The sequence below is a fragment of the Paenibacillus nitricinens genome (assembly GCF_052056485.1).
Classification (GTDB): domain Bacteria; phylum Bacillota; class Bacilli; order Paenibacillales; family Paenibacillaceae; genus Paenibacillus_AQ; species Paenibacillus_AQ nitricinens.
In genome coordinates, this window is sequence record NZ_CP183948.1 from 4412052 (window position 1) to 4436224 (window position 24173).

Here is a 24173-nt window from a genome sequence, read left to right on the forward strand (position 1 = left end):
GGGAGATTTGAACAGATGAAATTTAAGAATCAAAGCGGTTCAGGTATCATTCATAGTGATCTGCTCGCTACCCAAGAGCTTGTATATAACCCGTGCAATCTTGATTGCTCTGACCTCATTCATGAACCACACAATGCTGATTATGGGGCGTATATATTTAATTTAAACGCACTATCCATTAGATTTCGTGTTGCAAAAATCACACCTACAAAGATCGGGCAGTTTGTCACGTTATGGGAGAGAATTGGAGATGGCCCCATCCAGCCCTATGATATATCAGATACTGCTGATCTCTTCGTTATAAGTACGCGCAATGAGAATCACTTTGGTCAATTTGTATTTCCAAAAGCTGTGCTAGGTAAACAAGATATATTATCCAATAAAGGTGACGGTGGCAAAAGAGCACTACGAGTGTACCCGCCATGGGATCATCCCACGAGTCGTCAAGCTCAAAAAACACAAAAATGGCAGTTGGAATATTTCCTAGAAATACCGGTAATTCAGCCAGCAGACTTTCTTCGTGCGCAAACACTTTACGGTTTTTCAGTAAATCGAACAGTCTGACCTATGTCCTCCACATGTTTTATATCCGCCCATAAAATAAAATAATTGTAGAAGGAATCTCCTATTTTTACCGCTTCTGGATATTTCAAAATAATAGCAGCCTGATGATTCCATTCCTCTTGCTGATCAGCAGAAGGCACAATCAATCGTGCTTTCTCTTCCACTTTTAGCCCCTCTAGTGTCAGTTCAATAATTTGTGGATCGGAGCCATAAGGCTTCAGTTGATGAAATGCATCCATGTTTGCTACTTCATCGATGGATACCCCCTCTCCAGAAATAGCGGATAATTGAAAAAATCCGTCGTGCCCCTGATACCTCTCATCATATTCTGGATTCACTACCCACTCGGAGGGATACTTCAAAGTGACCTTATACTCTTTTGAAATATATGTTGACACCCCCGATGGCTTGACCAGCATTCCGATTCCAGTACTTACTAATGCAACAAGCGCTATAAACAGGACCCCTAGCCACCATCTTTTATACGTTGACGTTTTCACATTATCCTCCTATTAGTTGACATGCACAGCATCAGGAAATAAGATATAAGTAAACATATGAGCAATCATTCATATGTATTAGAGGAGGTAATTCCAATGAGTAATCTAAAAAATATCCTATCCCTAATTCTTTTCTCCATATTCCTTATATCTTACCTTTTGAAGCTCGTTATACTTTACAAGAAGAATCATATTAAAGGAAACGTATTAGCTAAAGGAAAAAAACGATCTATAATCCATTATACCGAGCTGTTCGTTAAGACTACTACTTTTGTGTGGGGAGCAGCGTGGTTTACGTTTTCCTTAGCGGAGTCATACATAGTTACACTAGTAGGAGAACATTTTAATCATCCGGTGATTCACTTTATCGGTGTTGGTGTAGTAACGCTCGGATGTTCCATTTTCATACAAGCAATGATTGCCATGCGTACTTCGTGGAGAGTTGGGATTGATAAGTCTACTGTAACAAAGCTCATCACGCACGGTATATATAAATTTAGTAGAAATGCCGCATTTCTCGGTTTTGATCTCATGTTTCTTGGATTGTATCTTATGTATCCAAATTCATTAACACTAATTATATTCTTTCTTAACATTATAGCCTTTCATTTACTTATTCTTCAGGAAGAGCAGCATTTAAAATCTGTATTCGGAGATGAATATATTCAATATTGTAATAATACACCTAGATATATTTTATTTTGAAATCTTACCTACTGTAAATCCTATGCTTTCAAGCACGCTACAATTTACATTTTTTACAATATCCGAAAACATTCTCTTAATGTAATTACTATAGTATGAGGTTGTAGACATACATTAGGAGGGAAATTATGAAATCACCGAAAAAGTACGGCGTGAAGATGGCAATTGTAGCCACTGCAGCAACTGCTCTCTTCGTTTCCAACGTAGTCACTACACAAGCACCAAATCAGGCCAATGCAGCTTCATCTAACACAAGAAATGTGATTCTGTTTGTCGGTGACGGAATGGGTACTGCCCAGCGCAATGCCATCCGCCTAGCTACAGTAGGTGAAAAAGGTAATCTAGCGATGGATTCTATGCCATATGCTGGACTAATTCATACAAGCTCCACTGTCCCTGTTACAGATTCAGCTGCTTCAGCCACAGCCTATGCCAGCGGAGTCAAGACTTATAACGGAGCCATCGGGATGGATGCAGATAAAAAGTCCGTCCAAACCATTATGGAATATGCAAAATCAGCAGGGAAATCTACAGGCGTTGTAACTACCAGCCAAATTACTGATGCTACAGGCGCTGCCTTCGGTGCACATGTCGAAGATCGCTCCAAACAAAGTGACATCGCTCTGCAGCTTCTGACCAAGAGCAAAGTTGACGTTCTTCTCGGTGGAGGCGAAGACTTCTGGTATCCTGCTGGGAATCCAGGTAAGTTCGCAGATGAGCCAGCTGAAGATCCTTCAGAGAAAAGCAAAGGTACGCAAGGTAACCTTGTAGACAAAGCTAAGCAGCTTGGATACTCCTACGTAACGAATAAAACAGATATGCAAAAGGTGAAAAACGGCAAGCTTCTCGGATTATTTGCAAATGAGGAAATGTTCCAGCAGAAGCCAGAGGGTGAAGGAGATATCTACAACCCGGTTGTATCCCTGCCTGAAATGACAAAAAAAGCGATAGACATGCTTGCAGCAAATAAAAACGGATTTTTCCTGATGGTTGAAGAAGAGGGTACCGACGAATTTGCACACCAAAACAATGCCAAGATGACGATTAAAGCGGGGCAAGAGTTAGATAAGTCCGTGCAGGTTGCCAAAGATTTTGCTAAAAAGAATCCGGATACCCTTGTCCTTGTTCTCGCCGACCATGAAACAGGTGGATTCTCTATTGAAGCCGTAGACGCTGAAGATGAATCAGGTGATGGCATTTCCAAAGAAGATGGTCCGTTTGCCATCGCTAACTCCAAACAGAATTTCGTTGTAGACTGGACGACTTCAGGTCATACAGCAGTGGATATTCCAATTACGGCCATGGGCAAAAACGCTCAGTTGTTTACAGGAGTATACGAAAACACTGAAGTATTCACAAAGGTTGCGCAAGCCATGGGCATAAAAGTAAAAAAATAAAAATCAGCAGAATAAAAGACTAGCCAGACTTTTCTGGTTAGTCTTTTTGATCATGTAATTGGGGTAGCAAACCCGGCAGGTGACGCCTGGCGGGTTCCGTTATTATACAGAGCTAATCGAAACAATACAAAAATGAGCCTCTTGGAACGATATAAGTGCATTGGAGTCCGATAACCTAAAAAATGAGCTTTTATGGGCAAATAATGATTATGTTGTCCGTTTCACGCTAAGATTGAGGATCGGCAGCCCGATAAATGCAGCATATTTTTCAGCAGCTTTAAACACTGCTTCTTCAGCCTTCCTGAGCTCTCCAAAAGGATGAATGACCATTTCTATTCCTTTTTTCTTAATCGTACGTTTCCATGTACCCATAACTTGGCCACCTACAACAATCATCGGCAGGAAAACACCATTGTTTCCAGGGACAATTAAAGGAGCCTTCTCAGGCTCAAGTACAGCACTCCGGTCTTTATAACCAAGAATGTACTCATCATAACCCGGAAGTAAATAGACACCCGAGGAGTCTTCATCCGCACGAGCTAGTTGATCGGTAGACATCCAATACTCACTGCCATTTATATCCGCCGATTGAAGGTCATTTTTCACAGTTTCTAATCCTCGTCTAGCATCTGTAAGGGTTATGCCTGCCCACCAAGCAAAGTCCTGAACGGTCGCCCATCCACGGGCTGTAAAATACCGCAAGGCGAGTTCTTGCAACGATTTCTCATAAGATAGCTCTCGGCAATCTGGCACCCATTCCTCTAACAATACAATCGTTTGCTGTTTACCATTCATAGGACCAAAACAAATCAGTCCTTGATAGGCACTATTCCAGAGTATATGATAACCCCGCTGATTCCCTGTATGGATGCCTTCTTCTTCTATTAACTGAAGTAGGGCCGAACGATCCATTTGCTTCCCGCCCTTTAAAGCTTCCACTATAATTTTTCTACAGTGCTCCAGTGTTTGATCATAAAGTCCAAGCTCAGCCATTCGCCGCTTCGTTTGTGATGCTAAACGCGGTGCAGTGAGCTGTAGCATCCACTTTACATCTTCTGCTGGGATGAAATGAAGCGTACCCCGCAGCGTCCAAGTAAGAATAATCTTACGGTCAGCGATTGCACGCTCTATATCAGCTAATTTCGTAGCAGGAGAACGTAGTCCGATGGCCCAAACCGCCTGCATGTAGTCTTGCGCTTGCATAGCCCCCATTTTCTTCACGACCTGCTCTGGTGTGTGATGTAAAGAGCCTGCAATCATTTGACTATATAACCTGCTATTTGCAATAAGGCTATTCGTCACACTACTCCCCCTTTTCAGAAATGAATCCTCAAATAATATACTTCCAGTTATTTAACAAAATGGATAAGTTCTTGCTCATGTCTATGTCGATATTATTATTGATTCTATTGATTTACGAGATTTATCTAGAATATGAACTCCATTCCATTGCATAATGTGCAATAGATAGTCATATACAGGCTAACAGTGCCCTTCTTTTTAAAAGAAAAACGCTGCTTCCTGTTAAGGCATCTGTGGTGTGATCACCTAATGTGTATAAACCTAGCTCCAACCCTTTATTCTCATCGACTCTATATTGTTCCATCATGATTATGTCCTCTTTTCATGGTTATATTAGGTTCATTGGATAGGAGGAAGCTTCGATTCAATCTCTTCACGACGTTCTTCCAGAAAGGAAGGTAAGGTCAAATTCTCTCCTAGCGCGTCAAAAGTTTCATCAATCTCAAATCCTGGGCCATCTGTAGCAAGCTCAAAAAGAATATGGTTCGGATCCCGAAAATACAAGGAATGGAAGTAATAACGATTAATGACCCCTGTATTTTTAAAGCCTGCAGCAGTGATCTTGGAGGCCCATTCGGTTAGTTCTTCGACATCCTTCACTCTTATAGCCACATGATGGATGCTGCCTTTCCCTGGTCTCTCCCGATCTTTATCATTTACTTCTTTGACGTGGATCTCGGTGTATAAACCACCCTTCCCTGTTTCATATATATCTACCATCACTTTCGAATCCCCCATGGAGGGTACTGTCCGAACTTTTGTATAGCCCAAGATATCTTCCAAAACCGCCTTTGTGCGGCTAGTCTCACGTACAGTCAATACAACAGGACCTAACCCAACGATGGCATACTTTGGAGGGATGTCTTCTGTAATCCACGGCTCAACTAACTCGATACCGTTATCTTTTTCAGCCGATACTAAATGGATCGTCAATTCATCTCTATCATAAAAAGTAAGCGACTTATGTTCCCCGATACTTACAATCGCTTCATGAAGAACTTCAAAAGAATCTAATCGACTAGCCCAATACGACAAGGCTTCATCGCTAGGGACAAGAAGGGAGAAAGAGCTAATACTGTTCGTCCCTTTGCGGGTCTGACCTGCATTTGGCATTTCAAAGAAAGATACCTCAGTGCCAGGGGCGCCATTACGATTTCCATAAAATAGATGGTACATGGATGGATCATCTTGATTGACCGTTTTCTTTACAAGTCTCAGTCCCAGTACCTCTGTATAAAACCATAAGTTTTGTTTAGCGTTTTTAGTAATCATCGATACATGATGTTGTCCGTTTATTAGTTGTTGTTTCATTATAATAGCCTCCTAAATAAATGTTGTATTTTAGTTTACTAGTATACTGACGAAGAAAAAAGTAAGCTTTATTATCAATAAAGCTTTTGCGTCACTACTGAACACCTCGCGGGAGTCGATTCTCATCTTGGCTATGGCGATGAATCTTTTTAAGCATGCTGTAAAACACTTTCTTCTCATCATCTGTCAGTGGATCGAATAACGAGGCTTGGAAATCCGATTGTAAGGGTAGTACCTTCTCAATAAGTGTTTGGCCCTTTTCCGTTAAAGTAATGTACTTCACTTTCCAATCCTGTTTGCGTTCAATCCATCCTTCCTTCTCTAATCTGCCAAGCATATGGGATACCCCACCTTTAGTAATGGTTAGATGCTCGGCAATTTCCATCTGTGTTACAGGCTGGTGTAATAATATTTGTACCAAGGTATCAAATTGATTAACGGTTAAGTTAAATTGCTTCAAGAATTCATTGGAAAGATCGTTACTATTCTCATATACCCTAACCAGCCGCAACCAGATCAATAAGCTTAATTGGTTATCTTCAGTGAATCCATTGCTTCTCATTTGGTCACGTCCATCGTTTGTTTATTTTATGTGTTATTTGATTTGTTAATATGAGTATACTAGTAAACTGATAAGGAGTCAAGCTCAATAGAAATCCTACACGCTTGCCAAATACCACTTCGGAATATAGGTTTGATCATCATCATACCACTCCAGAACACTCTCCGCTCGGCTCAGCATATTAGCAACTTCTTCTTCCCCAAATGGAATCGCCCAATGAATGCTTGACAGCTGGTTGCTAGCAATAGATAGAGCCATCATTCTGAAGAACAAGTCCGATACATTGTTATTAAAATACCCACCTCCCATGTAGAAGCATTCGGGATATCACTATAGAATGAAATCATTTCACAACCTCCTTTAATTAGAGTATTTCACTCAAATATAATTTTTTCTTATTTATTTCTTAGGAGATTATTTTATTCAATTGATGTTGGAACAACAATAGTGTATGATACATAGTATAAAACACATACTGTATGATACACAGTAAATATAAACGTCTTCGGCCTCCTTTCAAGGACCAATAGCGTTTAAACGAGAAATATAATGAGGTGGGTGAATGAGTACTTTATTAAATTCTTTAATCACAGAGCTTAGGAGAGGTACGTTAACGCTAGCCGTTTTAAGTCAATTACGAACACCCCAGTATGGATATTCGCTCGTTCAATTGTTGGAGGAATCCAGCATCATCATCGATCAAAGCACCCTATATCCATTACTTCGCCGATTAGAGAAACAGGAATTAGTGACGAGCAGCTGGGACACATCCGAGAGCAGACCCCGTAAGTATTATGTTCTAAGTGACTATGGCGTAGAAATTTTTTTACAGCTAAAGGAAGAATGGCTTAAGAATTCGAAAGAACTTTACGGCCTATTACAAGGGGAGGATGACCATGAAGCTGATTGAGATTTACATTCATGAAGTTACTCGGAGGTTACCAGAACAAAATCGGGAAGACATCGCATTAGAATTACGATCAACCATCGAGGATATGTTACCGGATGATTATGACGAAAAAGAGGTAAAAGCCGTCCTTGCAAAATTGGGCAATCCAGCTATTTTAGCTAGTGAGTACCGCGATCAGCCCATGTATCTCATCGGCCCACGCTATTTCGATTTATATGTTACGTTATTAAAAATGATTATACCCATCGCTGTAGTCGTTTCTTTAATCGCTCTGGTTGCTGATTACTTGACTGGCTATAACGGCGATAAAACAGTTTCGGATATTGTTACTGCAGTTATAAGTACAGGAATTGGAACCTTCCTTGAAGTAGGAATCCAAGTCTTTTTTTGGATAACTGTTGTGTTCGCTATTATCGAACGGGCGGATAAAGGAAAGGAAGGTCATCCACTTACTACAAAATTAAGGAAATGGACTCCTGATGATTTGAAGGATATCGCGCTTGTCCATAAGAAAAAAGCAATTACAAGCTTCGAAGTGTTCGGAAGTTTACTTTGGACTGCCATTTGGGCTACTGTTTATTTTAATGCTGAACACCTGATCAGAGTCTATAGAGGCGGTGAAGGCGCACTTAACTTCGTAGCCCCAGCTTTTAATCAGCATGTGTTACTTGATTATTGGCCTATTATTCTTATTGTGATCGGATTAGAAGTCGCATTAACTATATATAAATTAATCAAGAGACAATGGACTAGAGAATTAGCATTATGTAATACGGCCCTCGAGCTTTTAGTACTTATTGCATTCGCTATTATCCTTATTAATCCGAATGTATTTAACCAAGAATTCATTAACTACATGTCTAATTTATTAACTACTACAGCTAACCAGTTTGAAACGGGGCTAGTAGGTGGAGGAATAGCAGTCTTGATTTTAATTGCGGTCCTCAATATATATGAAGGCTTCCGCAAGGCCCGCCTCTGATATTTTCAACAAAATAAACAGATCCTAAGGTGAATCCCTAGGATCTGTTCTCATAAGAGATATAATAGTGAATAACAACTATACAAAAAGTTCAAGCTCAACAACCGTATCCATCTCGTCGGGAAGCTTAGCCCCTTTTAATGTAATAAACGCTCCGCCGTCAACATCCGAATATTCCTCAGCCATCCACGGCACCTCCACCTTTAATTCGGTACCATCACGTAGTAATCTAGCCTTTTTAATCTTCCCTTTCAAGCCTTGGAAATAGATCGGGCCAATTCCACGGTCGTAGACGTGCGCATACAACTTGTTGCCCTTTTGCGTATAACGACCCCACTCTGGCTTAGCAAGCAATGAGCTGCCGCAGCCATAAATACTATCACCATTCAGGCGCATCCACTCGCCCACTTCCTCAAGGATGACAAGTGATTCCCGTGTCATTTCACCTTTAGCATCAGGTCCAACATTAAGGAGGAGATTACCATTCTTACTGATACATTCGACCATTGAGCGAATGATCTGCTGGGTGGATTTATAATTTTTATCTTCGGAATGATAGCCCCAGTTATCATTAAGCGTAATGCATGCTTCCCATGGAACGGATTGGCCATTCACGTCAACAATCCCACCGGGAGGAATGATCTGCTCTGGAGAAAAGAAATCTCCAGCATATTCTTCTGGCTCGGCCGCGCGGATATTCCCACCCAAACGATTGTCGATAATAATATCCGGCTGGATAGAGCGAATCATACGGATTAACTCCGTTGCTTTCCATTTCTCTCCGGTCATATTGTCGTAGGAGAAGTCAAACCACATAATGTCGATTTTTCCATAATTCGTCAACAGTTCCTTCACTTGCCCATGCATATACTCCAAGTATCGATCAAAATCAATCGGCTTGTCTTTAGCCGCTTCATTGTCCCGATCCGGATGAGCTTTATCGCCATATCCAGGGTAATCATCATGATGCCAATCAATAATAGAGTAATACAGACCTACAGCAATACCTTCAGCCCGGAAAGCGTCTACATATTCTCGAACGAGATCACGTCCAGCAGGCGTGTTAGTCGCTTTAAAATCTGTCAGCTTGCTATCAAACAAGCAGAATCCGTCGTGATGCTTGGTCGTAAGGACCGCATACTTCTGCCCCGCTGCTTTTGCTGCGCTGGCCCATTTCTTCGGGTCATATCGAGATGCGTCAAATTCATTGAAATACGTCATATAATGTTCTCTACTCATTCGCTCGTTTCCACGTATCCACTCACCTCGTGCTGGAATGGAATATAATCCCCAATGAATGAACATACCGAATCTATCCTGCAAGAACCATCTCGTTCTTTCTTCTCTTGTACCCATCTCTTCAGCCCCTCCGTTTTTGCTAGCTTTGATAAATGGTTCAGATAGTCTAGACGGTATGAAATAATGCCGCAGCGCCTATAAGACCTACATCATCCCTCAGACCTGCTGATTCAATAGTATAAGTTCCTTTATACGGCTTCATGACAAGTTCTTCTGTTTTCTCTCTCAGCGCCGGAAACAGTAGTGCACCAGCTTTGCTTACGCCTCCACCGATTACAATGCGATCAGGATTAAACGTATGTACCGCGTTAGCTAATCCAATCGCCATATAATGAATCGTTCGCTCAATCACCTCGACAGCCAGCGGATCTTTTAGTGCCATCGCTTCAAAGACATGTCGAGAATTAATCTTTTCACCACTTCTACTAGCCAGCTCTGTAATCATCGACGTTCTGCTCTCCATACTCCGCAGTGCCATGTCCCGAATCGCTGTACCCGAAGCAAATACTTCCCAGCATCCATATCTTCCACAGCTGCATTCCGTTCCGTTCGGGTCAATAATATTATGGCCGAGTTCTCCTGCAAATGAGTTCGTTCCGAGCAGTAGCTCACCATCCATGACAATTCCAGCTCCAATTCCTGTGCTGAAGGTAACATACACCATGTTGTTCGAGCCTTTGCCAGCTCCTCTTACATACTCGCCCCATGCCGCAGCGTTCGCATCGTTTACCACTTTCACTTCTATGCCAAGTTCTGACTCCATCCAATGTTTCAGTGGAACATTATCCCATTCAGGAAGATTGGTACCGTGAATTACGATTCCATCCTGGCTGTTCACAGCTCCAGGAGAAGCCAGTCCGACCCCAATCAGCGGTCGGCCTTCGGATACAGAGCGGATCATTCCGATCATTCGCTGCACCACCTCTTCAGCGGTGCGCGCGCCAGCTGTCTCCATTAATTCCCGATTCAACACAGTACCCTTTGAATCGAATAATGCTGCGGCAATTTTTGTTCCACCTAAATCAATTCCTACTACATAGCTCTCAGCCTTATGCATAACCATTCACCTTTTCACTATCTATTATTAGCCGTTCGAATGAATATTCTTAGCTAACGCCCGCAGGGCTGCTGGATCGATTGGCGACAAAGCGTCTTTGCCATGACGAACAGCCGATCCAAAATGTACTTCTGTGACTCCAGTCTGTTGAATAAAAGATGTAATACCTTCTGGCTTCAAACCACTTCCAGCCAATATACTTATCGAACTACCTCTTGATTCCTCTACTAGCCTACGCATAGCGGGAATGGCATCAGGTGCCGGACCTGGTCCAGCAGAGGTAAGTATACGAGTGATTTGCGGGTAATTACAAAGCGTCCGATAACCTGCAATTTGGTCCACGAGCTCGTCAAAAGCACGATGGAAGGTTACTTGTAAGCCATCTGTCAACGGCAATAATATTTCAAGCGCATGCTCATCAATCTTTTTTTCCGGTGTTAATGCGCCTAGAACAACTCCCGAAGCACCACTGGCTGCAATCTGCCTGATCTCTGCAGCCATAGTCAAAATATCATTCGTGGAATAGATGAATGATCGACTGTGCGGACGGACCATAACAAAGACAGGAATGCTAACCGATTTGACTACCTGCTCCACCAACCCTATTCCTGGTGTTAATCCACCTTCCGTAATGGCAGTAATGAGCTCAAGACGATCTGCGCCATTCGCCTCAGCCGTTAGAGCATCATCCATACAAGTAGCGATGATTTCCAATCTCATAACTTTCACCCACTCTTCCAGTTGTTAATGATGCACTTGCTTCATAACATAATCGGCGAGCAGGCGTGCACCATATCCCGTCGCTCCAGCTTCTGAGTATCCCACATCCTGTTTGTACTGTACCGTCCCAGCCATATCAATATGAACCCAGCTCATCGATTCTGCTACAAAGCGCCGAATAAATAAGGCTGCTGTAATCGCACCTGCAAAGGGGGAAGTACTTACATTGCGGAGATCAGCGTAATTACTCTGGAGATCTGCTTCATATTCATCCATTAACGGCATGGGCCACAGTCGTTCTCCATTGCGCTCACCGATCTCCACTAGGCTCTGCGTTATATCAACATCACCCCATATGCCCGCGATGCCTAATCCGAGCGCCGCACCGACATTTCCAGTTAGGGTAGCAATATCAATAGCTTGCTTTGCTCCGATATTTGCGGCATGAATAAGCGCATCCGCTATGATAAGTCGACCCTCGCCATCCGTATTCGCAACCTGAACGGTTAGCCCGTTAGGGTAGCGGATAACAGAAGAAGGTAACATCGCCTTAGCATCTGGCACATTATCAACGACTGGAATAAGTGCGGTCACATTTACATTGGCATGCTTCCTTATCAAAATATCCATAGCCCCAATTACAGCAGCCGCACCACCCATATCCATGCGTGCATCGCTGATATCGCTAGCCGTCTTCACATTCATGCCACCTAAGTCAAAGGTTACACCTTTTCCTACCAGTGCTAACATCGGTAAGTCAGGGTTACTCTTGTAACGAATTTCAACAAGGGCTGGAGCGTGCTTACTTCCTGCTCCAACTGCGAGCAACCCATTCATCTGAAGTTCCACAAGCTCCTGTCCTCGATAGATATGGACTTTCAAAGCAGCATCATCACGGTCGAAAAATTCTGCCATCCATTCCGCAAAACGGTCAGGATTCAGTGTACCAGGTACCTCATTCACAAGATCACGAGCAACTACGGCACCTTCTGCGCGTATCTGTGCAGAAACCCGTACAGCTTCCATTTCAATTGATGATAGGTCAGGCCAATCAATCGATTGAAGCTGTAAATCAACAGAGCCTTCCACCTTGGTAGTTCCCCGATAAGTTTGAAAACGGTATAAGCCGAGAATCCAACCTTCTATCCAAGCTTGTAATTCATCAGCAGCAGAAATATCCCTATTCCTATTTATTGCCTCGGATGCTAAGCGAACAAGTGAAGCACTACTTCGTCCTTCCTTCAGAATTGCACGAGCAGCAGATCCACCCGCTCGGCGAATCCTCTCAAGCGTAATATCCTTGCGCTTTCCCATTCCTACCGCTAACACATCAGACTCTTCCTCAGTGCGAGCATGTAACCAAGTCACACTGCTGCACTGTTTGTGGGGCGCTCCCAGCCTAAAAGGAAAAGACTCCTCTTCATAAGCTAAATAGACAATAGTATCCGCCACATTAGCGGAATCGAATAAGATTTTCATCGCTGTCCCTTCTTTTCCGTAAAGTGATCTCACAATTTCAGTTACCGCTCTAATTTCAACATTTCTTCATCAAATAAATGACATGCAACCTCATGACCTGGTTCGACTTCTCGAAATATCGGAACATGCTGCTTACAGATTTCCATACAGGAAGGACATCTTGTGTGAAAACGGCATCCCGACGGTGGATCAACCGGACTTGGAAGATCTCCCTTCAGAATAATGCGCTCCTTCTTTAAGGTAGGATCGGGTACAGGTACAGAAGATAGCAGTGCTTGTGTGTATGGATGCATTGGACGATCATATAAGGTATCTTTATCCGCCGTCTCTACGAGGGAACCCAGATACATAACTCCGATTCGATCACTAATATGCTCAACAACACTTAGATCATGTGAAATGAATAAATACGTCAGGCCATACTCTTCCTGCAGATCCTGCAACAGATTTAGCACTTGTGACTGAATCGAAACATCCAGTGCTGACACAGGTTCATCTGCCACGATTAAGCTTGGGCGTACAGACAATGCCCGGGCGATTCCAATCCGTTGTCGCTGTCCACCGCTGAACTCAAAAGCGTAGCGCTCGGCGTGGATACTATTTAATCCCACGGTCTCTAGTAACTCGCATGCTAGTTTATCCCGTTCTTTGGACGAGAGCTTTGTATGAATAAGCAGAGGTTCAGCCACAAGATCCTTCACCTTCATTCGTGGATTAAGCGAAGCATAAGGGTCTTGGAACACCATCTGTATATCTTTACGAATAGGACGCATTTGATTGTCTGAGATATGGCTAATATTTTGACCCTTAAACCACACTTCACCGTCATTTGGCTCCAGCAAGCGAGTCACTAATCTTCCTGTAGTAGATTTACCACAGCCACTTTCACCTACAAGACTGAACGTTTCTCCTTTACGTATAGCGAATGAGATCCCATCAACTGCGTGCAAATATCTAGTAGTTCCGAAAAAGCCCTTCTTCACCGAAAAAAACTTCTTCAGACTTTTAACTTCAATGAGTGGAGTCTCCTTCACAAACCTTCCCCTCCTTCTGCGTTCTCCTGCTGTGTAAGCCAACAACGACTCTTTCGCTCTAGTCCCTCAATCGGAAGTAACTCTGGCTCCTGCGAGAGACAGCGCTCCGTGACATAATCGCAGCGAGGTGCAAACTTACAGCCCGTTGGCATTTGTGAAAGGTCAGGTACATTCCCTTTAATGGAATCCAAGCGACGTACGTTTTGACGCAGCTTTGGAACGGATTGTATTAAACCCTTCGTATACGGATGCTGCGGTCTTGCAAATAGTTCATGAACGGAAGCTTCCTCCACTACACGGCCAGCATACATTACAACTACACGATCACATAGTTCAGCTACAACCCCAAGGTCATGGGTAATGAGCAGCATCCCCATATCCTGTTCTTCTTTCAGGTGCTTCATTAGATCAAGGATTTGAGCTTGAATCGTCACATCAAGCGCCGTTGTTGGTTCATCTGCAATCAGCAGTTTCGGGTGGCAAGACATCGCCATCGCAATCATTACACGCTGCCTCATACCGCCAGAGAGCTGATGCGGATATTCATCCACCAAATCTTCCGCACGTGGTATACCCACTAACCGCAACATATGAATGGCATGTTCACGGGCCTTCTTTCGACCATAACCAAGATGCAACATGATCGGCTCCATCAATTGCAAGCCAATCTTCAGCACAGGATTAAGTGAAGTCATCGGCTCCTGGAAAATCATCGCCATTTCATTTCCTCGTATCTGGCGCATCTCTTTGTCCGTAACCTTTGTTAGATCCGTTCCCTCGAAACGAACTGAACCGCCAGAAATTCTGCCTGGCGTATCCTTAAGAAGCCGCATAATCGACAGTGAGGTAACACTTTTACCACAGCCGGATTCTCCAACTAGACCCAGCACTTCACCTTTCTTAATCACAAAGTCAACACCTGCAACTGCCGTTATAGTTCCATCGCCGCGTTTAAACTCCGTTTTCAGCCCTTGTACTTCCAGCAAATTTTGAGTCATGTCTTGTCCCTCCTTAGTTTTTCATTTTGGGATCAAGAGCATCGCGCAGTCCGTCCCCGACCAGGTTAAATGCAAGTACTGTCAAAAATATAGCTAAACCCGGAAAATAAACGATATGTGGAGCAATACTTAAATAATCGCGCCCCATGCTTAACATTGCCCCCCAATCGGGCTCCGTTGGCTTCGCACCCATTCCAAGAAAGCTTAATGACGCAGCGGCTAAGATTGCCCCGCCAATTTTCATGGATAGATTAACGATAATACTAGGGACCGTTTCAGGAAAAATATGTCGCCAAATGATTCGGCGATTCTTCGCACCCATTGAACGGGCTGCTTCAACAAACAACGTTTCCTTTGCAGACAATGTTACGCTCCGGATAATGCGGGCGAACGAGGGTGTACCGAAGACTGCAACTGCAATCACAACGTTGGATAAACCAGGCCCAAGTATAGCGACGATCCCAATGGCAAGCAGTAAATCAGGGAATGAGAACAATACGTCACTGCCACGCATAATAATCCGATCCAGCCAACCGCCATAATATCCACTGATAAGGCCAAGGATGGTTCCAAGTACACCTGCAATCAATACGGAACTCAGGCTGACCGCCAAAGTCAACCTTGTACCATCAATTAAGCGACTTAGAATATCACGGCCGTATTCATCCGTTCCCGCCCAATGCTTGGCAGACGGGCCCTGCATTAGCGCATCATAGTTCGGTTCATCTGGATTATAAGGGGTCAGAAATGGCCCGAAAATGGCAATTAAAAAAAGCAATATGATAAAAAATGCAGCCACAAGGGGCATCTTTTGTTTGCTGAACTTGCGAATAAAAACACCCGTGCGGCCTTTTGTTTTCTCCGGGGCTATTACCTCTCCGGGTATAGGGGAATTAGTTCCCATTACCGCCGAATTGTCGCTCATGATATCCCTCCTAATCCTATATTCACCCTCCAGAAAACTATCGTAATTCTGTTTCTCAGTTACTCTAGCTTACTGAGAAAACCTGATTTTCGGATTAAGTACGCCATACAATAAATCTACAATTAAATTGATAAGGATAAATTGTGTTGAAAACAGCAGCAGCAAAGCTTGAATAACTGTATAATCCCGGAACAAAATGGAATCCACCAGCAGTCTTCCAAGACCAGGAATACTGAAAACTGTCTCAACCATTACCGATCCACCAAGCAAGAACCCAAATTGAAGTCCAGCTACAGTAACGACCTGAATAAGAGAATTACGCAGCGCGTGCCTGCTAATAACAACATACTCGCGTAAGCCTTTCGCACGTCCTGTTCGGATATAATCCTCCCGTAACGTTTCTAGCATCGATGACCGAGAGTAACGAGCCAGCATCGACATAATCCCCATTCCAAGTGTAATGGAAGGAAGAATATAAGACTTCCAGGAATCCACACCACCGGTCGGAAACCAGCCAAGCTCTACCGAGAAAATCTGAATGAGTACCAAACCTAACCAGAATCCAGGGATCGACATCCCTGAAATGGCTGTCAATGTGCCTAAGTGATCAGGCCATCTATTGCGATAAACCGCTGAAATAACACCAATTAGAAGACCAATGACAAGCGCCCAAGCCATACTGAGAAACGTTAACCACAAGGTAGGCATTACTCTACTTTCTAGCATATCGGTTACTGGAATCCCTGAACGAATCGAATTGCCCAGATTACCACTCAGTAGATCGCTCATGTAGTTTATGTATTGATTCCACAGCGGCAGATTGAGACCTAGTTGCTCTTGAATGCCATGAATCTCTTCAAGTGTGGCGTCTTTACCCGCAATAAGCCGGGCCGGATCGCCCGGAATTAAGTGAATAAACAGAAAGACTAATACCGATACAATGAATAGCAACGGAATAACCCCGAGGAGTCTTTGTAAAGCATATCTACCCAACTCATAAGCCCCCTTCAGTATCGACAAATGTCTTAACTGAGGCCGCCTCCTACCATTCTTAAGAAGCGGCCTCGTTCAATTCTTGGGAAATTAAATCTTGCGTTTGACTTGAATTATTTCACTTCTGCATTTAGGACATTAATGGAACCATCCGGGAAGACTTTAACACCTTCCAGATTAGATCTTTTGCCTGAGATGATTTGGTCAACCCCCATGAATGCCCAAGGAGCATCTTCCCATACTGTTTTTTGAATATTTGCATAAATAGATTTAGCCGCTTCTGGATCAACAGATTTGTTTGCTTCAGCAATCCATTTATCTACATTTTCATTTTTATAATAAGCTGTATTCGAGCCAGCTGGTGGGAACATTTCACTACTGAACAAACCTCTAGTAGCACCATCTGCATCACCGGAGGATGGAGACCAGCTGACATACCACATTTGAATTTTTGCTTCTTCAGGTGTTTTAGCAGCATTAATTTGGTCAGACAATGTACCGCCTTCCATAGACTTCACTTCTACCTTGATGCCTACAAGTGCTAGCTGTTGTTGAATAAATTGCATACCCTTCATGGTTTCAGATTCGTTTTCTCCCCAAATTTCGGTTTCGAATCCGTCTGGATACCCCGCTTCAGCAAGCAGTTGCTTAGCTTTTTCAATGTCATAGTCATAACCTGTTTGTTGGGAGTAATATTGTGTTTTGGAAGACATCGTGGAATCAAGCTTAGCGCCAAGACCCGATTTCACAACCTTGATATATGCTTCTTTGTTGATAGCATAGTTAATGGCTTGACGTACCTTTACATCATCGAAAGGCTTTTTCATCGTATTTAACGTTACATAACGAACAATGGTAGAATCGATGGTATCTACAGTAATTCCTTCAAGACCTTCAACCTCGGATACTTGCTCGGTTGGCATTGGATAAATGAAATCAGCCTCACCAGTTTTTAGCATCGCAATCCGTGATCCATTCTCTGGTACAGGTCTAAAGGTGATACTGTCCACTTTCGGCAAGTCTTTTTGCCAGTAATCCGCATTCTTCTCAACAACTAGACGATCACCTTGCACCCACTCTTTGAACTTAAATGGGCCAGTACCTACAGGTTTTTTTGAAATATCGGCCCCATTCTCTGTTATAGCTTTAGGGCTAATGATAGGCGCCATTGCAACCTTGTTTAAAAATGCGTTGTATGGCTCGCTGAGTGTAATAACCACGGTTTTGGCATCAGGAGTCTCCACTTTGGCCACCTTGGCGAAGCTTTTGCGCAGTCTCAGATTATTCTTCTCATCCTGAATACGGGCAATATTCACCTTCACTGCTTCGGCATTAAAATCAGTGCCGTCTTGGAATTTAACGTTTTCTTGCAAAGTAAATGTATATACCAATCCGTCTTCACTAATAGTGTGGCTTGAAGCAAGAACAGGAACAACGTTCATATTCTCATCAAAACCCATTAGACCTTCGTACATCGTTCTGGCAGCGCTGATTGAATGTGTATCGCTTGCGTTATGAGGGTCCAGCGTAATAAAGTTAGAATTGATGGCAATTACAATGTCTTTATCATTTTTTGTAGTTGGGGTGCTAGTTTCAGTTCCACCAGCGGTATTGCCGCCTTGTCCCTCGTTGTTTGCTTTGTTGCCGCACCCTGCAGTCACTACTACTGTAATAAGCAGCAGCATGAACATTGACCATACTTTTCCTTTGACTTTCATGTTATACACTCCCCTTTAGAAACGATGTATTAGAAAAGCTCCCAGTCCAATTATTCATGAGACTTGAAGATTATTCTCGATCCTTATAATCAGACTTCCCATTGGAATACAGCACGGCGTTCGCCTACAACTGTGCCGCCATCATTAACAATAGTGTTCGGCACGAGTGCGTATAAACGATCAATCGTATCTTGATTGCTATAGCCTAAACGTTCCAGAATCGATGCGATGATACAAGGCCAGACTTGCTCAGAACCATCGGATACTTTTAGCGAGATACCGATTCGCTCCTTTCGGAGACCAATTCCATATACACCTTTAGCGCCGCCCTTTGCCGTAAGATTATCATCCTTTAGAAGCTCCGAGCAGACGAATTTCGTATCTGCAATCATCACTGGATTATCGTTCATAAGCTTTGCAGTCGCAGCAGCTGCGTTACGTATTTCCGTATTCTCAATCAAATCAGGACAGGCTAGCTTTAAATAGGAATAAGCGATTTTATGAAGAGGGAGTGCGAAGATAGGAAGACCACAGCCATCAATCCCTTGAGGAATGGATTCCTTCGATACTTCTGCGATATAAGCCATAATATCAATGATTTCCTGTTGCACGGGATGGTTAGGATCATAATAAGTATCTATATCCCAACCCATATATTTGCTAAGGCCCATTAACCCTGCATGTTTACCTGAGCAATTATGAAAGATTTTACGAGTCGGCTCATTCGCCCGATGGCGCTCTGCCTTGGCTTCCTCATTCAGCGGGTATGTAGAACAACAATGAAGTCCCTCTTCTTTTAAGCCCATTTTCTGAAAAAGAGATTCAAGTGCTTCAATATGAAAGGCCTCTCCCCGGTGCGAAGCAGTAAAGAGTGAGGCTTCCTTACTTGTCAAACCATAAACTTCATCGATCCGACGCTTCATAACCGGTAAAGCTTGGAATGGTTTAGCTGCTGAACGAAGATAGGTTATATGCTCCGGATTACCTGCTTTATACAAAATATTACCTTTCTCATCGACCACACTAACTGCACCGTAATGTACATTCTCTAGTAAGCCACCGCGATATTCTTCTACTAATGTTGTAAATCCCATCTGTACAGGCCTCCTTCGATGTATTTATTTTTAATCCAATGCGAAAAAACGATTTTGCGATAGTAGTCCAGATCCGATAATTACACCATTCTCGTTCAACATCGAACGATGAATGGTGAAAGACCCACGAAGGGGTTCCCATGTGAAGCGTGAAAGATATAGCTTCTCGACTGCTTCATAAACATCCGGAAATTTGTCAACGAGTTCTCCACTCAGGATCACACTATCGGGGTTATACATGCATACGACATTGTTGATGGTAATCGCCATATACATGAGTGCTCGCTCAATCAAATGAACCGCCCAATGCTCTCCTGCATCTTTTGCTTCAAACAACTCCTCGATTGTGAGAATCGGACGAATCCGATTGGCTTCTGACAACAATGAGCTGATATTAATATAGGTCTGTAAGCAACCCGCCTTACCGCACTCACACATCATTCCGTTAGGATCCACTGTCGTATGCCCTATTTCACCAGCACTGTTCATCACCCCGCGATAGATCTCTCCCTCAAGGATCATCGCCGAGCCAACGCCTTGCCCGAAGCCCAATAGTGCGGTACGGACAGATCCAACAGCAGCACCTTTGAGATGTTCAGCAAGAGCTCTAACCTTCAGCTCATTATCCACAGCAATTTCAAAACCGGTTAGTTCCTTTAGGCGTTTAGCTAAGGGTACATTCTTCCATCCAAGCTGAACCGAGAAGACGACAATCCCTTCTTCGTTATTCACAATGCCAGGAAGTCCAACGCCAATACCGACGATTCGAGTTCTATCAATCACATGCTGCTGTGTCAGTTGTTCAATTGCTTCTTTGATTCGTTCCAGTGTCTTGTCTGGACTCTCGTCCGGAGTACGCGGATATTGCCTGCTGCAAAGAAGCTTACCTTGCAAATCTACGATACCTACAATCATAAGACTACGATCCAGTTCAACCCCAACCGACAACACAGAAGCGTCAACCATAGCAAGCAACGTTGATTTCCGACCTAATCCTGAAGATACCTGATCCGAATCCAGTAGATACCCTTGTTCAGTTAATTCCCCAACAATCCGACTTACAGTTGTAGGACTCATACCCGTTTGTTTGGCGATGGAAGCGCGAGAAATTGGTTGTTGATTTTTTATGATTTCGAAGACCGTCAAACGATTTTGCCGCTTCATAAAATCCTGATCGTGCTTTTTCACAGACATTCTCCTAATTATTTTCTTCAGTGCATTAATCAAACTAATAAAACTATAAAAATAAGAAAAAATTTGCCAATTAAGCTACGCTAATGTAATATTTGATTAAATTTCAGTTTAGTTTCTCCAGTGATGGGATTAATAATAAAGGCTCATTGATTGTATGTCAATATAAATGACATATTTTTTTATTCGAAATAAATGAAAGCGTTTAATATGTGATTTTTATAACAATCTCCTCAAATACATGACATAAACATAACACTAAAGACCAAAACTCTCTCATAATAGACGAGTGGAAACTATAAATAGGAAAAACTTAATTTAGAAGTGGAGGAAACATCTTAAAAAAAAGAGGTTTGGGATCGATGCAGAAGTTTTGTGAATCTGAATATTGGAAAAAGGGTAGAATTGTGCGCGGATTTAGTGAAATGGAGATTGCACCCGTATCAAAAGCAAGTTCTTCATATAGAAACCAACTTTTGATGCGAGTGTTAAAAAATTATTGAAACTCTACTGCCTTAACAGACGCGTCCTCTTGTATCAGTGACAACAATTTCACAGCATTAAACGATTCAGGAAATTTTACGATTATTTCTAAATTCAATTCGGAGGCAAGACTATTATTTTCAGCATGAAAGCTTAAAATGGTAATATTTTTTTCTTCAAGGAGCTGTTGAATTCTACTCACGGCTCCTTCTGAATTAGTCAGACAGATCACAATCTGTTGCGTTTTCGGTGAGGCCAGCCAACTGTATCGTCCATGCAAAATCTTTTGCCCGAGTAAGATAATAATTGTTGCTCCTCCACCCAGAATATATAGGCCCGATCCAATCGCCAGCCCTAGTCCCGCCGTTGCCCAGATCCCCGCTGCAGTTGTCAGGCCCTTCACAGTGTGTCTATGCATGAAAATCATTCCTGCACCAAGAAATCCCACTCCACTTACTACCTGGGCAGCTATACGTGCGGGATCGAGTTTAACATAGGACCAATCCGCTTGATCCTGAAATCCATATTTTGAAATGATCATCATAAGTGCAGCACCTAAAGCAACAATAAAATGCGTTCTAACTCCCGCTTCTTTCATCCGGCTTTTTCGTTCAAAGCCAACTAAAACACCACAAATTCCAGCTCCAACTACACGAAGTAAATATTCAAACTCCATACATAGTCCTTCTCTCCTTTTAATATTGCTATTTATTGTATCATAAACGGATTTCTATATTTCCCCCTCCTATATGATGGACATGATATTTAACATAGTTTGAGCATGCGCACAGTCACATCTGCAAAGATTTAACTGTGATACCTTTATAGCTGTTACTCCAGTAGACATTGTATTACGGTCTACAACTCGTGAAAGAGGTGCGTATATGAAACTGCCAACAATCCAATTTGGGCATATTAAATCCAAGGTTCCTGTAATTCAAGGGGGTATGGGCGTAGGCATATCCTTAAGTGGCTTAGCTGCTGCTGTAGCCAATGCAGGTGGGATCGGCACCATTTCTGGTACAGGAATCACCACTGATGAACTGAGAATGCATATTCGCAAAACAAGAGAGCTCTCAAAAGGGATTGGATATATCGGGGTGAACGTTCTATTCGCGATGAAGGATTTTGCCGAAAAAATGAAGGTCGCTTTGGAAGAAAAAGTGGACTTTATTATTTCTGGAGCCGGGATTTCCAGAGATATTTATGCTTGGGGTAAAGAGTATGGTACTCCTGTGGTGTCTATTGTTTCCTCCGCCAAATTAGCCAGAATATCCGAAAGACTTGGTGCCTCTGCAGTCGTAGTGGAAGGATTTGAAGCTGGGGGCCATTTGGGTACAGAGAGATCCATGTTCGAAATTCTTCCTGAGGTTGTAGAAGCCGTTTCGATTCCAGTAATTGCTGCTGGTGGAATTCTGACAGGAGAAGATATCGCAAAAGCCCTTCGGATTGGAGCTTCTGGTGTTCAGATGGGGACTCGTTTCGTGGCGAGCCATGAATGTGATGCTCCACTGGCCTTTAAGCAAAAATATGTAGATGCCCAGCAAGGTGATACTATTCTAATTAAGTCTACAGTGGGGCTAGATGGCAGAGCAATTCGTAATGAATTCACAGAACGCATTAGTGATGATGCCAAATTAAAAATAGCCAAATGCTCTAATTGTCTAAAGGTTTGTTCTCATCGCTTTTGTACCATGGAATCTCTGCTAACTTCCCTTAGGGGAGATGTTAAGAACGGGTTAGTGTTTGCCGGGTCCAGAGTTCATGAGATTAAAGAGATATTGTCCGTACAGCAGATAATCGACAATTTAATGCATGAGTATCAAGGAGCATTGAACCTCGCAACTTAAGATTATAATACGATGCTTATGCGATAATACAGATAAAATAAGAGCCCTTTGTTGTATGCAACAAAGAGCTCTTTTTAAAAGGCGTTAAATATAAGTTGATTCTACATCAACATCGCCTTACATCATTCCACGAGTATTAGAAATGCCCTCTTGTTGATGACAGCTCTTATACATTTGTTCTAGCTCGGAATCACCTAAGTTAGGATGTCTTTCTTTCATAAAAGGCAACATCTCTTTAAAAGTGCTTGGAGCAAACCCGGCAGCATAAGCTGCTGTTCCAATTCCAAATGACAAAATAACTACACAGATTACTGCAAATACTCCTCTTTTCAAAAAAACCATCTCCTACTTTATAATACGGAAAAAATCAATACGAAAAAAATTTGCTGAAACCAACATGCACATCAGACCCATTCCCATAACTAGAATGGCTATAATCCAATCCGCTTTTTTCATATTCATCCTCCCGTGCCATCGAACACCCTGAATCCAATGAATAGTGGGGTTCAATAATATTAATGATTATAGATGAATATTGTGTGGAAACTATGTGGGACATGCTTAAGAGTTTAAATTTTGTCAATTTCGTGAAATTAATCACTACATATTCATTTGTTCATACTGCGTTCTTATTTGCAAGATATGATTTCAATATAACAATAAACATAAAGGAGTCATGATCATGAAAAAATTGTATTACACTTCTTTTTTCTATGCCATTCTTGGTTTGATAGCGGGTGTTGCTTATCGTGAAATTACCAAAATGAATGATTTTGAAGGAAACACCATCTTAGTTGCACTTCATACTCATATCCTTGTACTGGGCTTCTTCTTCTTTATAATCGCATTGATCCTGGCCAAGTTATTTAATATCCATGAGGCTAAATCCTTTGGTGCATGGTACATTGTATATAACATTGGTCTCCTGATCACGATCGGTACTATGGCCACTCGCGGGATGCTGCAAATTAACGGGACTGATATCAGCTTCTTACCGCATATTGCAGGTCTCGGCCATGCCATAGTAGGTGCTGGTATCATATGGCTACTAATTCTGCTCGGTAAACGAATTAAATCATAGGGAAAGAGCTGCTGGATC

25 protein-coding genes and 1 pseudogene are annotated in these 24173 nt (G+C 42.6%); 7 read left to right on the top strand and 19 right to left on the bottom strand.

Annotation, left to right across the window (positions count from 1 at the left end):
* The first annotated feature begins 15 nt into the window (after positions 1-15).
* Positions 16-564 (top strand): MepB family protein, encoded by a 549-nt coding sequence (locus tag ACN6KS_RS19615; protein WP_094875588.1) that lies wholly within the window; start codon positions 16-18, stop codon positions 562-564.
* On the opposite strand, the gene ACN6KS_RS19620 is transcribed toward ACN6KS_RS19615, so the two are convergent.
* Complete coding sequence (locus tag ACN6KS_RS19620) at positions 534-1064, bottom strand: hypothetical protein (RefSeq protein ID WP_094875586.1); 531 nt, start codon at positions 1062-1064, stop codon at positions 534-536. The two genes, ACN6KS_RS19615 and ACN6KS_RS19620, sit on opposite strands and share 31 nt — an antisense overlap.
* 96 nt (positions 1065-1160) lie before the next feature.
* Between ACN6KS_RS19620 and ACN6KS_RS19625 the strand changes: the two genes are divergently transcribed.
* A complete protein-coding gene (locus ACN6KS_RS19625) occupies positions 1161-1769 on the top strand; it encodes a methyltransferase family protein (protein WP_440960325.1) in 609 nt (202 codons plus the stop codon).
* Positions 1770-1897: 128 nt separating this feature from the next.
* Entirely contained in the window at positions 1898-3166 is a 1269-nt protein-coding gene (locus ACN6KS_RS19630) for an alkaline phosphatase (RefSeq protein WP_440960326.1), read from the top strand.
* Positions 3167-3373: 207 nt separating this feature from the next.
* Here ACN6KS_RS19630 and ACN6KS_RS19635 read toward each other — a convergent pair whose 3' ends face one another.
* The 5 genes and pseudogenes from ACN6KS_RS19635 to ACN6KS_RS19655 form a co-directional block, all read right to left on the bottom strand.
* Complete coding sequence (locus ACN6KS_RS19635; RefSeq protein ID WP_440960327.1) at positions 3374-4468, bottom strand: winged helix DNA-binding domain-containing protein; 1095 nt, start codon at positions 4466-4468, stop codon at positions 3374-3376.
* Positions 4469-4637: 169 nt separating this feature from the next.
* Positions 4638-4775 carry a hypothetical protein gene (locus tag ACN6KS_RS19640; protein ID WP_179281716.1) on the bottom strand — a complete coding sequence of 46 codons (138 nt, stop codon included), beginning with the start codon at positions 4773-4775 and terminating at the stop codon, positions 4638-4640.
* A 32-nt stretch (positions 4776-4807) separates the two neighbouring features.
* On the bottom strand, positions 4808-5779 hold the full coding sequence (locus ACN6KS_RS19645) for a ring-cleaving dioxygenase (protein WP_094873463.1): 972 nt from the start codon (positions 5777-5779) through the stop codon (positions 4808-4810).
* A 94-nt stretch (positions 5780-5873) separates the two neighbouring features.
* Positions 5874-6341, bottom strand: a complete 468-nt coding sequence (locus tag ACN6KS_RS19650; protein ID WP_094873465.1) for a MarR family winged helix-turn-helix transcriptional regulator — start codon at positions 6339-6341, stop codon at positions 5874-5876.
* 96 nt (positions 6342-6437) lie between these two features.
* A pseudogene (locus tag ACN6KS_RS19655) lies at positions 6438-6641 on the bottom strand (phosphotransferase family protein); the annotation flags it as partial.
* A gap of 262 nt (positions 6642-6903) precedes the next feature.
* Here ACN6KS_RS19655 and ACN6KS_RS19660 point away from each other — a divergent pair.
* Positions 6904-7251: a PadR family transcriptional regulator gene (locus ACN6KS_RS19660; protein ID WP_076129886.1), complete on the top strand. Its 348-nt coding sequence runs from the start codon at positions 6904-6906 to the stop codon at positions 7249-7251.
* Complete coding sequence (locus tag ACN6KS_RS19665; protein WP_440960328.1) at positions 7238-8233, top strand: HAAS signaling domain-containing protein; 996 nt, start codon at positions 7238-7240, stop codon at positions 8231-8233. Before ACN6KS_RS19660 ends, ACN6KS_RS19665 begins: the two co-directional genes overlap by 14 nt.
* Before the next feature lie 78 nt (positions 8234-8311).
* Here ACN6KS_RS19665 and ACN6KS_RS19670 read toward each other — a convergent pair whose 3' ends face one another.
* From ACN6KS_RS19670 to ACN6KS_RS19725, 12 genes are all read right to left on the bottom strand, one after another.
* The gene (locus tag ACN6KS_RS19670; RefSeq protein ID WP_440960329.1) at positions 8312-9589 is read right to left on the bottom strand and encodes an alpha-L-fucosidase; all 1278 of its coding nucleotides are present in this window, start codon (positions 9587-9589) and stop codon (positions 8312-8314) included.
* Between the two features lie 49 nt (positions 9590-9638).
* Positions 9639-10589 carry an ROK family protein gene (locus tag ACN6KS_RS19675; protein ID WP_094875572.1) on the bottom strand — a complete coding sequence of 317 codons (951 nt, stop codon included), beginning with the start codon at positions 10587-10589 and terminating at the stop codon, positions 9639-9641.
* Between the two features lie 27 nt (positions 10590-10616).
* Complete coding sequence (locus ACN6KS_RS19680) at positions 10617-11309, bottom strand: copper homeostasis protein CutC (protein ID WP_440960330.1); 693 nt, start codon at positions 11307-11309, stop codon at positions 10617-10619.
* A gap of 24 nt (positions 11310-11333) precedes the next feature.
* On the bottom strand, positions 11334-12788 hold the full coding sequence (locus tag ACN6KS_RS19685) for a leucyl aminopeptidase family protein (RefSeq protein ID WP_440960331.1): 1455 nt from the start codon (positions 12786-12788) through the stop codon (positions 11334-11336).
* 41 nt (positions 12789-12829) lie between these two features.
* On the bottom strand, positions 12830-13822 hold the full coding sequence (locus ACN6KS_RS19690; RefSeq protein WP_042189914.1) for an ABC transporter ATP-binding protein: 993 nt from the start codon (positions 13820-13822) through the stop codon (positions 12830-12832).
* A complete protein-coding gene (locus tag ACN6KS_RS19695) occupies positions 13819-14820 on the bottom strand; it encodes an ABC transporter ATP-binding protein (RefSeq protein ID WP_440960332.1) in 1002 nt (333 codons plus the stop codon). Before ACN6KS_RS19695 ends, ACN6KS_RS19690 begins: the two co-directional genes overlap by 4 nt.
* A 13-nt stretch (positions 14821-14833) precedes the next feature.
* Positions 14834-15745 carry an ABC transporter permease gene (locus ACN6KS_RS19700; protein ID WP_440960333.1) on the bottom strand — a complete coding sequence of 304 codons (912 nt, stop codon included), beginning with the start codon at positions 15743-15745 and terminating at the stop codon, positions 14834-14836.
* 69 nt (positions 15746-15814) lie between these two features.
* The gene (locus tag ACN6KS_RS19705) at positions 15815-16738 is read right to left on the bottom strand and encodes an ABC transporter permease subunit (RefSeq protein ID WP_094870191.1); all 924 of its coding nucleotides are present in this window, start codon (positions 16736-16738) and stop codon (positions 15815-15817) included.
* Positions 16739-16851: 113 nt separating this feature from the next.
* Complete coding sequence (locus ACN6KS_RS19710; RefSeq protein WP_094870192.1) at positions 16852-18456, bottom strand: glutathione ABC transporter substrate-binding protein; 1605 nt, start codon at positions 18454-18456, stop codon at positions 16852-16854.
* Positions 18457-18545: 89 nt separating this feature from the next.
* Positions 18546-19550 carry an asparaginase gene (locus ACN6KS_RS19715; RefSeq protein WP_094875560.1) on the bottom strand — a complete coding sequence of 335 codons (1005 nt, stop codon included), beginning with the start codon at positions 19548-19550 and terminating at the stop codon, positions 18546-18548.
* 30 nt (positions 19551-19580) lie between these two features.
* The gene (locus ACN6KS_RS19720; RefSeq protein WP_440960334.1) at positions 19581-20738 is read right to left on the bottom strand and encodes an ROK family transcriptional regulator; all 1158 of its coding nucleotides are present in this window, start codon (positions 20736-20738) and stop codon (positions 19581-19583) included.
* A gap of 499 nt (positions 20739-21237) precedes the next feature.
* Entirely contained in the window at positions 21238-21900 is a 663-nt protein-coding gene (locus ACN6KS_RS19725) for an MgtC/SapB family protein (protein ID WP_042189928.1), read from the bottom strand.
* A gap of 208 nt (positions 21901-22108) precedes the next feature.
* Between ACN6KS_RS19725 and ACN6KS_RS19730 the strand changes: the two genes are divergently transcribed.
* The gene (locus ACN6KS_RS19730; RefSeq protein WP_440960335.1) at positions 22109-23074 is read left to right on the top strand and encodes an NAD(P)H-dependent flavin oxidoreductase; all 966 of its coding nucleotides are present in this window, start codon (positions 22109-22111) and stop codon (positions 23072-23074) included.
* Positions 23075-23191: 117 nt separating this feature from the next.
* On the opposite strand, the gene ACN6KS_RS19735 is transcribed toward ACN6KS_RS19730, so the two are convergent.
* Positions 23192-23407, bottom strand: a complete 216-nt coding sequence (locus tag ACN6KS_RS19735; RefSeq protein WP_234532155.1) for a hypothetical protein — start codon at positions 23405-23407, stop codon at positions 23192-23194.
* A 349-nt stretch (positions 23408-23756) separates the two neighbouring features.
* Here ACN6KS_RS19735 and ACN6KS_RS19740 point away from each other — a divergent pair, with 349 nt between their 5' ends.
* The gene (locus tag ACN6KS_RS19740; protein ID WP_094870196.1) at positions 23757-24155 is read left to right on the top strand and encodes a DUF2871 domain-containing protein; all 399 of its coding nucleotides are present in this window, start codon (positions 23757-23759) and stop codon (positions 24153-24155) included.
* Positions 24156-24173: the final 18 nt, after the last annotated feature.

What these genes read in the sequence shown, in the direction of transcription:
- ACN6KS_RS19615 (WP_094875588.1), top strand. Translation starts at nt 16, where the DNA reads ATGAAATTTAAGAATCAAAGCGGTTCAGGTATCATTCATAGTGATCTG.
- ACN6KS_RS19625 (WP_440960325.1), top strand. Translation starts at nt 1,161, where the DNA reads ATGAGTAATCTAAAAAATATCCTATCCCTAATTCTTTTCTCCATATTC.
- ACN6KS_RS19630 (WP_440960326.1), top strand. Translation starts at nt 1,898, where the DNA reads ATGAAATCACCGAAAAAGTACGGCGTGAAGATGGCAATTGTAGCCACT.
- ACN6KS_RS19640 (WP_179281716.1), bottom strand. Translation starts at nt 4,775, where the DNA reads ATGATGGAACAATATAGAGTCGATGAGAATAAAGGGTTGGAGCTAGGT.
- ACN6KS_RS19645 (WP_094873463.1), bottom strand. Translation starts at nt 5,779, where the DNA reads ATGAAACAACAACTAATAAACGGACAACATCATGTATCGATGATTACT.
- ACN6KS_RS19650 (WP_094873465.1), bottom strand. Translation starts at nt 6,341, where the DNA reads ATGAGAAGCAATGGATTCACTGAAGATAACCAATTAAGCTTATTGATC.
- ACN6KS_RS19660 (WP_076129886.1), top strand. Translation starts at nt 6,904, where the DNA reads ATGAGTACTTTATTAAATTCTTTAATCACAGAGCTTAGGAGAGGTACG.
- ACN6KS_RS19665 (WP_440960328.1), top strand. Translation starts at nt 7,238, where the DNA reads ATGAAGCTGATTGAGATTTACATTCATGAAGTTACTCGGAGGTTACCA.
- ACN6KS_RS19670 (WP_440960329.1), bottom strand. Translation starts at nt 9,589, where the DNA reads ATGGGTACAAGAGAAGAAAGAACGAGATGGTTCTTGCAGGATAGATTC.
- ACN6KS_RS19675 (WP_094875572.1), bottom strand. Translation starts at nt 10,589, where the DNA reads ATGCATAAGGCTGAGAGCTATGTAGTAGGAATTGATTTAGGTGGAACA.
- ACN6KS_RS19680 (WP_440960330.1), bottom strand. Translation starts at nt 11,309, where the DNA reads ATGAGATTGGAAATCATCGCTACTTGTATGGATGATGCTCTAACGGCT.
- ACN6KS_RS19685 (WP_440960331.1), bottom strand. Translation starts at nt 12,788, where the DNA reads ATGAAAATCTTATTCGATTCCGCTAATGTGGCGGATACTATTGTCTAT.
- ACN6KS_RS19695 (WP_440960332.1), bottom strand. Translation starts at nt 14,820, where the DNA reads ATGACTCAAAATTTGCTGGAAGTACAAGGGCTGAAAACGGAGTTTAAA.
- ACN6KS_RS19700 (WP_440960333.1), bottom strand. Translation starts at nt 15,745, where the DNA reads ATGAGCGACAATTCGGCGGTAATGGGAACTAATTCCCCTATACCCGGA.
- ACN6KS_RS19710 (WP_094870192.1), bottom strand. Translation starts at nt 18,456, where the DNA reads ATGAAAGTCAAAGGAAAAGTATGGTCAATGTTCATGCTGCTGCTTATT.
- ACN6KS_RS19715 (WP_094875560.1), bottom strand. Translation starts at nt 19,550, where the DNA reads ATGGGATTTACAACATTAGTAGAAGAATATCGCGGTGGCTTACTAGAG.
- ACN6KS_RS19725 (WP_042189928.1), bottom strand. Translation starts at nt 21,900, where the DNA reads ATGGAGTTTGAATATTTACTTCGTGTAGTTGGAGCTGGAATTTGTGGT.
- ACN6KS_RS19730 (WP_440960335.1), top strand. Translation starts at nt 22,109, where the DNA reads ATGAAACTGCCAACAATCCAATTTGGGCATATTAAATCCAAGGTTCCT.
- ACN6KS_RS19740 (WP_094870196.1), top strand. Translation starts at nt 23,757, where the DNA reads ATGAAAAAATTGTATTACACTTCTTTTTTCTATGCCATTCTTGGTTTG.